1 protein-coding gene is annotated in these 13989 nt (G+C 60.5%); it reads right to left on the bottom strand.

Annotation, left to right across the window (positions count from 1 at the left end; all coding sequences use genetic code 11):
• Positions 1 to 40: 40 nt before the first annotated feature.
• Complete coding sequence (locus tag M0639_RS09120; RefSeq protein ID WP_217018615.1) at positions 41 to 13948, bottom strand: non-ribosomal peptide synthetase; 13908 nt, start codon at positions 13946 to 13948, stop codon at positions 41 to 43.
• Positions 13949 to 13989 lie beyond the last annotated feature (41 nt).

Below are 13989 nucleotides of genomic sequence, written 5' to 3'. Positions count from 1 at the left end.
TTCGGGATAAGGGCGTCTATCTACTTCGAGAACGGCGGCGTCAGCTCAGAGTCCACGTCGCGGGATCACACGCCAGGCGTAGATCAGGCAAAGCTCCTTCGACGACATCTGTGAAGACGTCTGTCTGACCTACCGCGTGCGAAACCCACTCCTCCTCGAGGCGGCCGTGCACATCGGCATTTCGAGAATCTTCCGAGGACACAAGGACGACGCCACCCACTACCCCTGCCAGCAGAATCGTTAGAACCGAGGTTTCATCGTCGTCGGGACCGAAGTACATCAAACGCGATTCGTAGTCGACCTCGTGCTTTTGCGACATGGCATCCAACTTCGCCGCGAGCTCTCCCTGGGTGATCTGGTCAGAGGCTGATCCGGTAACCACGACCGCGACGTCGTCCACATTGAGCGGACGAACCCGGTCCGCGTAGTTCACGGAACGACTCGAATACGACGCCACCAATTCGACAACATCGGACTCGTTCAGGTCGAGGATCGTATCCAGCGCAATATCAGAATCTGCACTGCCCGAAGTCAGCGTCAAGGCCACACTCGGGTTTGTTCCTCTTCCAGGCGTACGCACTGCGCCTGTTGTAGCTCCCACGAGTACTGCCGCGCCTGCTTTGGACAGCGCCCAGATCGTTACTACCAGTTCGATGCCACGCAGCCCTGTCATCGCAACTGCGTCGCCCGGGCCGATCCCAAGACTGATGAGGTGGCGCGCAAGGCGAGATGATCGTGCATCGACCTCGTGGTATGTCACTTCCTCTTCATCGCACACGACTGCGACGGCGTCAGGATCAGCCTCTATGGAGTTCGCCAATAGCTGTGGCACAAGTCTGCCCGTCGAAGCGCCAACTGCCGGGGGTGGCGTTGTGTCCACGGAGCCGAGGACTTCTGCTCGTTCGGAGTCGGTGAGCAGTTCGATGTCACCAATCGGACGTGAAGGATCCGAGGAGACCCGATCTAGAACGCGGACGAAGCGCTCGACATGTGCGTCGGCGGTTGCTTGGTCGAAAAGGTCCGCAGCGAAAACCAAATGGCCGAGCAACCCTCCCGTTACCGGATCTGAACTGAGATTGAGTTGGAGGTCGAACTTTGCAGTCGCCTCCACACCCTCGACAGCCGTGATCTTCAAATCCGGCAGACTGAACTCGGCTCCTGCCATCGGTTCGACCGACAGTGCAACCTGGAAGAGCTCGCTCGCTGACGCCGACACGACGCCGGTTACTTCCTCGAACGGGATGTCTCCGTTCGCAAATGCCTCGAGATCGACGTTTCGGACGAGCGAGACCAAGTCGCCGAATCCCGCTCCGAGATCCGGAGCGGTCCTGAGTGCAAGCGTGTTGACGAACATTCCGACTATGTCGTCCAGTTGCTGCTCACCTCGCCCGGCCACTACCGTTCCGATCGCGAAATCTCGGCTTCCACTCAACCGTGCGATGAGAACTGCAAGCGCAGCGTGCACAACCATGAACAATGTGGCGTTGTGTTCGCGCGCAATCTCGTTGAGCCGCGCCGCCGTCTCCGCGTTGACGGAGAACTCCGAGACACCGGCACGTGCAGACATCTGCGCGGGTCGCTGACGGTCGGAAGGCAATCCGGGCGTCGACGACACACCGTCCAACGTCCGGCGCCAGAAGTCGAGTTGCCGTGCAGCCTGTGAGCCGACCTCGCCGGCGCTACCGAGTACTTCGCGCTGCCAGATCGCGAAGTCCGCGTACTGAACAGTCAACGGCGTCCACGACGGCGCGGTGCCGCGCACGCGAGCCTCGTAGGCAACCATCATGTCTCGGGCAAGAGGTCCCATCGATTCACCGTCAGCGGCGATGTGATGAGCGACCAAGACGAATATGAAGTCTGCCGGGCCCAACTCGAGCAACCCAGTGCGTACAGGTACGTCCTGAGCTACGTCGAATCCGGTCGTCACCAACTCCACGACGCGATTGAACGCCGCGGCCTCGTCGTCTACCTGAATCGTCTCGAGAGGCGAAAGGAGTTCGTCGACCGCGACGATCTTCTGAACCGGCCCTTCGATGTCACTCGGGTAGCTGGTCCGGAGTGACTCGTGTCGAATCAAAACGTCGTGAAGAGACTGACGCAAAGCCGCGACATCCAAGTTCCCCGTCAATCGCAGTGCCAACGGAATGTTGTATGCCGCAGAACCGGGATCCATCTGGTTGATCAACCACATACGCTGCTGCGCCAAGGACAGAGGGAGGCGTTCTGGACGTTCCCGCGCTTCCAGCTCCATCCTCGCACCGGAGCCTGCAGTTTTTTGCGCTACTGCCGCCAAACCTTCCACTGTCGAGTTCTCGAACAGCACACGCACCGGGACCTGCGCATCGAGCGCCTGCCCCAGCCGTGCTGCCAACCTGGTAGCGATCAACGAATTACCACCCAGCGCAAAGAAATCGTCATCCAGACCGACGCGCTCCACACCCAACACATCGCCGAACACCGACGCGACAATTTCCTGCACCGCTGTGACCGGCGCCCGAAACTCCGCTGCCTCGAACACCGGTGACGGGAGGGCCTTTCGATCCAACTTGCCCGACGCATTGAGAGGAAGCTCGTCGAGGACAAGAACCTTCGAGGGCACCATGTACGCCGGAAGCACGGCCCGGGCCGACTCCAGAACTTCCGACGCATCTACTGCAGTTCCTACGACATACCCGACCAGGCTGTCGCCGAACGTAGCATCGCTGTGCAGGACGACCACCGCGTCTGCAACCGCCTCGTGCGAGATCAGAGCAGATTCGATCTCGCCGAGTTCGATGCGTTGCCCCCGCAATTTGACCTGGAAATCCGACCGGCCGATGTACTCCAGCTCGCCCCGACCGTTCCACCTGACCAGGTCGCCGGTTCGGTACAACCTACTACCGCCGCCTGATTCATGCTCTCCCACAACCACAAAGGGGTTGGCGACGAAACGTTCCGCAGTCAACGCCGCTCGGTTTCCGTATCCGCGACCGACGCCGACACCGCCGACGTACAACTCACCGATCACGCCCGGTGGCACCAGACCCAACGACCGATCCAGAACGAACAGATCGATGTTCGGCACCGGCGCACCGATCGGAACGCTGACGGTGTCATGCGCAGTCACCGCGTGGAACGAGACCACGTCCGACGCTTCCGTCGGGCCGTAGCTGTTCACCACGCGTACTCCGCCTGACAACAAACTGCCAAGACGATTAAGCCGGATCGACTCGCCTCCAAGGAACACAACATCGAGAACGCTCAAAGCAGAATCCTCGTCGGAATCCACCACGGCTTCGAACGCGCTCGGCGACATGTTCGCCACTGCAACGTCACCGTGCCCGACGCGAGCAACGATCGCATCCGGATCGAAACCGTCTGGGGCAAGCACTACGCTCCGACCGCTGCTCAACGCTGCCCAGACGTTCTTCTGCGTCAAGTCGAAACTCGGTGACGACGCGATCAATAGACCACCAGTTTCGGGCAACTCGCTGCGGTACCAGGCCACCGTGTTCTCGATGCCGGCCATCGGCACCAACGTCGGCTTCGGACGACCCGTCGAACCGGATGTCGAAATGACATACCCCAAGCGGTCCCCCGCACCGAGTTCACGCCATCGATCCGTCGGCCTCTCCACCATCGGCGAATCGCGCATGATGTTGTCGAGGACGATCACGTCCACCGCCAGATCGAGAGTCGTCGTACTCACCGCGCATCGGGCGCCGGTGTCGGCGATTATCGCTTCGATCCGATCCTGTGGGTACGACGGATCGATCGGCCCGTACGCAGCACCCGCCTTCCACGCCGCCAACATACCTACGACCCACTCGACCGACCTCGGCACGATCAACGCGACGACGTCATCCGGACCGACGCCGGCCGCCGTCAATCGCTCGGCCACCACGTTTGCGTAGGCGTCGAGCTGCCCATAGGTCAGCGCCTCGCCATCGCACTCGACGGCAAGAGAATCAGGCGTCCGCCCAACCTGTTCTTCGAACATCGCAGTCAAGGACGCGCCTGCCAACGCTGTGCGCCCACCAGCGGACCAGCTGAGAAGGTTGCTGCGCTCAGCAGCGGTAAGTACGTCGATATCACCCAACCGAACTGACGGATCAACAGTGATCTCAGCAAGGATGCGCCCGAACCTGCCGGCAAAGCCTGCCACCGTCGACTCGTCGAACAAATCCGTCGCGTACGTGAACTGCGCCGCCATCCCCGCCGGGGCACCCGCCTCGTCAAACTGCTCGACCATGGTCAGCTGCAGATCGAACTTGGCCGCCACCGTGTTGGCGTCGATTCCCGCAACTGTCAGATCGCCAAGTCGAAGCACCGACTGCTCCATGTTCTGGAACGACAGCATCACCTGGAACAACGGATTACGAGCCTGCGACCGCGCCGGATTGAGCACCTCCACCAACCGCTCGAACGGCAGATCTACGTGCGCAAACGCACCCAGATCGCCCTCACGAACCCGACCCAACAACCCCGAGAACGACTCCGAAGAATCCACCTCGGTCCGCAACACCAACGTATTGACGAACATCCCGATCAAATCATCGAGAACCTGCTCACCACGACCCGCCACCGGAGTACCGATCGCAATATCGGACGTCCCCGACAACCGCGACAACAACACCGCCAACGCCGCATGCACCACCATGAACAAGGACGAATTCGACTCACGGGCAATTTTTTTCAAAGAATGATGCTCTGGCGCGTCGATAACGAAAGCGTGTTTGGCGCCACGATTGGACGCCACCGCCGGCCGCGGACGATCAGCCGGCAAATCCAACTGATCCGGCAACCCCGACAACGCCGACTCCCAGAAACCGATCTGACGCGAAATCAACGACCCCGCATCATCTTCCGACCCCAAAGTCTCCCGCTGCCACAACGCGTAATCCGCATACTGCACCTCGAGCGGCGCCCACCCCGGCACCTCACCCCGAGAACGAGCCTCGTACGCCACCATCACATCACGCGTCAACGGCCCCATCGACACACCATCACCACTGATGTGATGAACCACCATCGCCAACACGAACTCCGACTCCGACACCGCGAACAACCGCGCCCGAACCGGAACCTCCACCGCCACATCGAAACCGGTCGACAAGAACTCCGTCACCGCACCAACGACATCGGACTCCGACACCACCACCGGCGACAAATCCAACCGCACCCGATCCGCAGACAACACCTCCTGGAACCCGACACCGTCGACCTCCGGATACACCGTCCGCAAAATCTCATGCCGCACAACAACATCCGACACCGCAGCGTCCAACGCCGCCACATCCAACAACCCCGACAACCGAATCGCCACCGGAATATTGTTCGCCGACGACAACGTATCGAAACGGTTCAAGAACCACATCCGCTGCTGCGCCAACGACAACGGCACCCGCTCCGGACGCACCCGAGCAGTCAACGCCGCCCGCGCACCCGAACCAATCTCCGACTCCATCCGCGCAGCCAACAACTCCACCGACGACGCCTCGAACAACACCCGCACCGGAACCTGTGCATCGAGCGCCTGCCCCAACCGAGCGGCCATTCGAGTAGCAATCAAAGAGTTTCCGCCGAGTGCGAAGAAGTCGTCATCCAGACCCACTCGCTCGACCCCGAGTACCGCCGAGAAAACAGAAGCGACAATTTGTTCTACCGGCGTGACCGGGGCCCGGAACACCGCAACCTCGAACACCGGCTCCGGCAACAACTTCCGATCCAACTTCCCAGACGAGTTCAGAGGCAACTCGTCCAAGACCATGATCGCGTTCGGAATCATGTAGACAGGTAGCGATTCAGGAAGCGCATTCCTCAAGACTTCTACGTCGATCACAGAATCCGGGACCGCGATCACATATGCGACCAGCTGATCGCCCATATCGGTGGATGCCACAGTGACCACACACTGAGCTACCGTCGAATGCGCCAGCAGAGCTGACTCGATCTCACCCAGTTCGATCCTCTGACCACGGAATTTGACCTGAAAATCGGTACGCCCGACATACTCGAGTTCGCCTGCGGTGTTCCACCACACCAGGTCCCCGGTGCGATACATCCGACTGCCACCGGGATTGATTTCACCGTTCGTGTCGCTCGCCTCCACAAATGGGTTCGCGACAAAACGATCACTGGTGAGATCGGGTCGCGCGACGTAACCGCGCGCCAGTTGATCACCGGCCAGATACAGCTCACCCGCAACGCCTACCGGCACCGGCTGCAACCGACTGTCCAACACGTAGACCTGCGAGTTCCACTCGGGCACCCCGATCGGAATCCCTGTTGATTCCGATCCATCGACCTCGTAGTAGGTGATCGAGACCGCAGCCTCGGTTGGGCCGTACACATTGTGCAGGCCTGCAGACGACACCTGAGCGAATGCACGCACCGTCTCGACCGGCAATGCCTCACCGATCACGAATACGTCCCTCAGTGACACCAATGCGTGTTCCGGAACCGAAGTCGCGAAGACGGTCAACATCGATGGAACGAAGTCCGTCAGCGTCACCCGATGATCTTCGATCAGACGAGCCAGATACGCGGGATCTCGATGGCCGTCGTGAGATGCCAGCACCACTCTCGTACCGGACAAAAGCGCAGTGAAGTATCCCCACAACGAGACGTCGAATGTCGTAGCAGTCTTTTGCAAATAGACGTCTTCTGGGCCGATGGCGTACTGATCCTGCATCCACAGGACCTGGTTCACGATGGCGTGATGCGACACCGCAACGCCTTTGGGCTTGCCCGTGGAACCCGAGGTGAAGATCACGTAGGCGGCATTCACATCATGCAGACGACCGCGACGATCAGCATCGGAAACGACTGAAGCCGAGTAGCTCGAAAGATCGACACCGTCGATCAACAGCACGTCGGCGCCGTTCGGCGCTACGAAAGCATCCCGCGTCGTCGACAGCACACAGACCGGATCGGCCGTCGTGAGGATGTGCCCGATCCGCTCGGCCGGGTGATCAGGATCCAAGGGCACGTAGGCTCCGCCCGCGGCGATCACCGCGTACATACCCACTACGAGATCGAGCGATCGACGCATCGCCAAGGCCACCAACGATTCGGGCCCGACCCCGTTGTCGATCAGCTTGCGTGCCAACTTGTTCACACGTTCCGACAACTCGCCATAGGTCAGCGACTGGCCGTCGAACACCACGGCAACAGCATCGGGTGCCAACGCAACGCGGGTGTCGAACAGCGAAGCCAACGTCTCGCTGTTCTCAACGTCATGCGCGGTGGAGTTGCGCGCAATCAACAGCGACTCGCGCTCGGCCTCCTCCAACAGTTCGATGTCACCCACGGTGATCGACGGATCCACGACCACCTGCTCGAGGATCCTGGTGAACCGATCGGCAAATCCACGAATGGTCGACTCGTCGAATAGGTCTGTGGCGTATGCGAACTCGGCGAACATGCCAGATTCGTGCGTATCTTCGATGCGAGGAGCGAGGGTCAGTTGAAGGTCGAATTTCGCGATACCCGCGTCGAACTCGAGACCCGACACCTCCAAACCTGAAAGCTCCAACGCATCCTGCGACATGTTCTGGAAGAACAGCGCGACCTGGAACAGCGGGTGATGTGCCTGCGATCGGGTGGGATCGAGCACCTCGACCAACCGCTCGAACGGAACATCGCCGTTGCCGAGCGCCTGAAGGTCTGTCCTCCGCGTTGCCGAGACGAGCGCACTGAACGAACTGGCGAGGTCAACAGGAGTCCGCAGGACCAGTGTATTCACGAACATACCGATCACATCGTCGAGCGCCTTTTCGCCTCGCCCTGCAACCGGGGTACCGATCACGATGTCACTGGTACCGGACAACCTTGCGAGAAGCACGGCGAGGGCCGAATGCATCACCATGAACAGCGACGCGTTCCGCTCGCGTGCAAGTGAGTCCAAGCTCGACCGAAGCTCTTCACTGACGGAGAAGCGGTACGTAGCGCCACGATTCGAGGCGACGACCGGGCGGGATCGGTCAGCTGGTAACGCAAGCACTTCCGGAGAGTCGCGGAGGACGGAGCGCCAGTGGTCCAGCTGAGCCGAGATCAACGAATTCGGGTCGTCCTCGTCGCCGAGGACCTCCCGCTGCCAGAGTGCATAATCGGCGTACTGCACCTCGAGCGGAGTCCAATTCGGAACGCCATTCGAAACCCGAGCGGCGTAAGCAACCATGACATCCCGAGTCAACGGACGCATCGAGAACCCGTCCGCTGCGATGTGATGCATAACGAAGGCGAGAACAAATGCGTCCGCCCCCACCTCGAACAACTGCACACGGAACGGTACCGACATTGTCACATCGAACCCTGCCAGAGCGAGCGTCAGCAGTGCCTCTTCGATCCGAGTTCCGCCCAGAGTGACTGGGGTGAGATCAAAAGATACCTCTGAGGCAGGCAGAATCACCTGCTGACCTTGCCCACCCGCCTCGGGGTAGATCGTCCGTAGCGATTCGTGCCGATCCACCACATCCGATACGGCCAACTGCAGTGCCGACAGATTCAACTGGCCACTCAAACGCAGCGCAATCGGAATATTGTTGACGGCCGATTCGGGGTCGAAGCGGCTCAGGAACCACATGCGCTGCTGAGCAAGTGACAACGGAATCGTCGTGGGGCGAGGTCCTGCGACTAGTGCCGGAATGTTCCCGGAACTGACGTGTGACGAGATCGCCGCCGCCAGCGACTCTACATTCGAATTTTCGAACAGGACCCTCACGGGGATCGTCGTATCGAGCGCTCGCCCGAGCCTGGCGACCAATCGTGTGGCTACGAGCGAATTACCACCCAAAGCAAAGAAATCATCATCCAACCCGACACGCTCGACCCCCAGAACGTCGGCAAAGACGCCCGCTACCGCCAACTCCGTATCAGTTGCGGGTGTTCGATACTCCCGCACCTCGAATACTGGCTCCGGCAACGCCTTCCGATCCAACTTACCGTTCACCGTCAGCGGAAGCTCCTCGAGCACCACCACAGCATCCGGAACCATGTACCCGGTCAGGAACTCGCTCACCCTCGTCGACACAACGGAAGCAGCAAGATCCATGCCAGCCTCGGGGACCACATACCCCACAAGACGATCACCGAGCGCAACATCCGAGCGCACAACCGCCACAGCGCCAGCCACCCCAGGCACACGCAACAACGCAGCCTCGACCTCGCCGAGTTCAATCCGGAACCCACGCAACTGAATCTGCGAATCACTTCGGCCCGCGTACTCGAGCACCCCGTCGACACTCCACCGCGCAATATCACCTGTCCGGTACATCTGATCACCGGAACCGCTGCGGCCGAACGGGTTCGCAACAAAACGACCAGCAGTCAACCCGGGCTGGCCCACATACCCACGCGAAAGCTGACCACCAGCGACATACATTTCGCCTCGAACACCCACCGGCACAGGACTAAGTCGATCGTCGAGTACGAACACCGACAATCCACCAAGGCCACGGCCGATCACCGAACCACTCGCCTCACGAACCATCACCGAATCGAGTGCCGAGAACGACACATGCACAGTGGTCTCGGTGATCCCGTACATGTTCACCAATCGCGGCGAACTATCGTCATGACGGTCATACCAACGCACCAATTGAGACAAATCCAGCGCCTCACCGCCGAAGATCACATGACGCAACGACAACGAACCGGCCGAATCGCCAGCCATCCGATCCGCCTCGGCGAACTGATAGAACGCCGAAGGAGTCTGATTGAGCACTGTCACTCGCTCCCGCACAACCAACTCACGGAACTGCTCCGGCGAGCGAGAAGTCAGGTAATCCACCACCACAACAGTGCCGCCGTACAACAGCGGGCCCCACAACTCCCACACCGAGAAATCAAACGCGTAACTGTGGAACAACGTCCACACGTCCGAACCATCGAAACCGAACCGCGGCTGAGCATTCGCAAACAACTCCACCACATTCCGATGACTGACCGCCACACCCTTCGGCTTCCCAGTCGAACCGGACGTATAGATCACGTAGGCAATATCGTCGGCACGCAACGCAGAACGACGATCACCGTCCGACACCGGCGAACCGTCGTAATTCGCCAAGTCCAACGCCATCACGTCAAGAACTGGCACCTCGACATCGACGACATCACCTGCAGCGACGACGCACACAGGACGCGCGTCCCCCAACGTATAAGCGATTCGCTCTGCCGGATACGTCGGATCAATCGGAAGATAGCCACCACCGGCCTTCACAACAGCCAACAACGTGACAACCAACTCGACCGACCGCGGCAAGATAACCGCCACCAACGACTCCGGACCAACACCCGACTCGATCAGCTTGCGCGCCAACCGATTTGCCGCCTCATCCAGCTCGCCGAACGACAACCGGCGACCCTCGAACACCACGGCAGTCGACGAAGCCTCACCCACAACCCTCGCGTCGAACATCGAAACCAACGTCGTGCCGGGCTCGACCTCGACACCAGGAACCATCCAAGAATCCAAAACGTCCGAACGCTCGGCAGCATCGAGCAAATCGATATCACCGACCACCACCGTGGCATCCGCTGCAATCGCTTCAAGAATCACAGTCAACCGACCGGCGAAAGATTTCACCGATGCCTCGTCAAACAAATCCGTCGCATAAACGAGTGCCACGCTCAGGCCCCCTGACGCAGCAGTCGCGTCGGACTCCCAGATCGTGAACTGCAAGTCGAATTTGGCTGTCGCCGAATCGACATCGAGCCCAGAGATGATCAATCCCGGTACCTCGAGGCTGCTTTGCGTGCTCTGCCCAAGATTCTGCATAGAGAGCATCACCTGAAACAGCGGATTCCTCGACTGCGATCGCGAGGGATTGAGCACCTCCACCAACCGCTCGAACGGAACGTCCGAGTTACCGAATCCATCGAGATCGATATCTCGAACCCGGGCGATCAAGTCGATGAAAGACATGTTGACGTCAACATCTGTGCGGAGCACGAGCGTATTGACGAACATCCCGATGAGGTCATCGAGAGCTTGATCGCCTCGACCGGCGACCGGAGTGCCGATCGCAATGTCCGAAGTCCCGGACAACCGCGCCAGCAGAATCGCCACGGCACTGTGCAACACCATGAACAGTGATGCATTGTTGTCCAGTGCAATTCGATTGAGAGCCTGGTGAAGGTCAGGCTCGATCGTGAATGTGTGCCCGGCTCCCCGGTTCGACGCGACGCGCGGGCGCGGGCGGTCCGACGGAAGATCGAGCTGATCGGGGATACCGGCCAACGCGTGGCGCCAGTAGTCGACCTGGCGAGTGATCAGAGAATCCGGGTCGTCTTCACTGCCGAGAACCTCGCGCTGCCACAGTGCAAAGTCGGCGAACTGTACGGGCAGCGGAGCAAGATCGTGCGAAATTCCCTGTGTCCGAGACACATAAGACGAAACGATGTCCTTGGTCAACGGTCCCATGGAGAACCCGTCACCGCTGATGTGATGGACGACGAACACGAGGACGAATTCGTCGGCGGCGAATTGGAAGAGTGCCGCCCGAATCGGAACCTCGGTGGTCACGTCGAATCCCGGAGTCACGAAGTCGGTCACGCGCTCGACGATCGCCGACTCGTCCACCCGTATGGGAGTCAGGTTCGGTACCACGGCTGCAATGTCGACCAGGCGCTGATATCCGACGCCGTCGACCTCCGGGTACACAGTCCGAAGGATCTCGTGCCGCTCGATCAAATCCTCGAGTGCGCCTTGCAACGCATCGACATCGAGCGCTCCGCTGAGCCGCAGCGCGACCGGAATATGGTCGACTGCCGATTCTGGTTCGAATCGATTGAGGAACCACATGCGCTGCTGTGCCAAAGACAGCGGAACCAACTCGGGGCGCTCGCGAGGGATCAGGGGAACGTGAGCCTTGCGGTCTTCTGAGATTTTCGCTTCGTCGATGAAGACGGCAAGTTCTGCGGCGGTGGGTGCGTCGAAGAAGTTGCGCATGTCGATGGCGATGCCGTGTTCGGCATTGATCCGCGCAACCACGCGAGTGGCGAGCAATGAGTTGCCGCCCAGTTCGAAGAAGCCGTCATCTGCCCCTACCCGATCCTGCCCAAGTAGATCGGCAAAGATCGCGACCACACCGGCTTCGGTGGGTGTCGCGGGCTCGCGATACTCAACCGTCTTCGACGCGAATTCGGGTGTGGGCAAAGCCTTTCGATCCAGTTTGCCGCTGGCGTTGAGCGGAAACTCGTCCAGTTCGACGAACATGGCAGGGATCATGTAGTCGGGTAGCCGTTCGCCAAGCGACGACGTCAGATTCTCAGAATCGATACCCTCGGCGACGATGTAGGCCACCAAGTTGTCACCGATCGTTTCGTCCGAATGGACGATCACCACGGCTTGGGAAACACCTTCGCAATCGAGCAGTGCCGCCTCGATCTCACCGAGCTCGATGCGCAGACCGCGGAGCTTGACCTGAAAGTCGGTGCGACCGATGTATTCGAGCTGACGGTTCGCTCCGGCACCGCGCCAGCGCACCAGGTCTCCGGTTCGGTACATCCGGGATCCGTCAGTAGCGCCGGGCCGCGCCACGAAGCGGTCTGCCGTGAGATCGGGACGCGACACGTATCCCCTGGCCAGCTGAATCCCGGCAAGATAGAGCTCTCCTGCTACACCCGACGGCGAGGGCCGCAGCGCATCGTCGAGCACCAGGAGCTCGGTGTCCGCAACTGCTGCACCGATCGGCACCGACACCTGATCCTGCTCGCCGGTTTCGTAATAAGTCACGTCGACGGCGGCTTCGGTCGGGCCGTACAGGTTGTGGAGTCCAGCGCTGCTGACCTCGCGCAGACGTGCCGCCGTTCGAGCCGGCAACGCCTCACCGGAAGCGAACACGTAGCGAAGGGTTTTGACCTGCGCAACAAGGGGTTCGGCGACGAACACGGCGAGCATCGACGGCACGAAGTGCACCGCCGTCACTCCGCGCTCGATCATCGTGCGAGCCACGTACACCGGATCACGATGTCCGTCGGGTTCCGCGATCACCAGCGATGCACCGACCTGCAGCGGCCAGAAGAACTCCCACACGGACACATCGAAAGTGAAGGGTGTCTTCTGCAAGATCACGTCGTCGGCAGTGAATCCGTACTCGGTCTGACGCCATTGCAGGTTCGCGACGATGGCACGGTGAGAGACTGCAACGCCTTTGGGGCGTCCGGTCGATCCGGACGTGAAGATGACATACGCAGTGTTGTCCGCGCGCAGCGGCGCCAACCGGTCGGCGTCGGTGACAGTTGTCTCGGCACGACCCGACAAGTCGAGGGTGTCGACGTCGAGCGTGGGCGTACCGTGCGGCAGCACCACGGCATCGGACGTTCGTGTGAGCACAGCCGTGGGCTTCGCGATCTCGAGTACGTAAGCGAGACGGTCGGCAGGATGATCCGGGTCGAGTGGAACGTACGCGCCGCCGGCCTTGACGATCGCGTACATCGAGACGAGGAGATCGATCGATCGACGCATCGCGAGACCGACGAGGCTGTCCGGTCCGACACCTGCCGCGACGAGTTCACGGGCCAGGCGGTTCGCCCGCGCGTCGAACTGCGCGTAAGTGAGCTGCGTTCCGGCGTAATCCAGCGCGAGCGCATCCGGCGTCCGCTCGACCTGCTCGTCGAAGAGTCCTGCGAGGGTCACGTGTGCATCGGACTCCGACGCGACCTCCACGATCGAAGTGCCGTCGGTGATGAGACGGTCGACCACCGCGCCGAGACCGTCGGCCTCGCTGCCGATCAGCTCTGGCAGCACCGTGGAAACGACAACAGGAACCAGGGCATCCGCCCCCAATGCCCCACCCATCGCGGTGTCGAGAGTGACCAACTCGTCGTTGAGTCGTCCGTAGCTGATTTCGGTTCCACCGTGGCTCAGAGCCACACGATCAGGATCTACCGCCGCAACTGCAGCCACCAACTTCGGCAGATCTTCGATCGTCAGCGACTGCGGTCCCGGAATACCGACGGACATCTACACTTCCTCCAACTGACTTTCGTGAAGTGCGCCCCGGT

It is taken from the genome of Rhodococcus qingshengii JCM 15477 (assembly GCF_023221595.1).
GTDB lineage: Bacteria > Actinomycetota > Actinomycetes > Mycobacteriales > Mycobacteriaceae > Rhodococcus_F > Rhodococcus_F qingshengii.
Note: the sequence above shows the minus strand (reverse complement) of the source record. Positions and strands in the feature narration are given on the sequence as shown.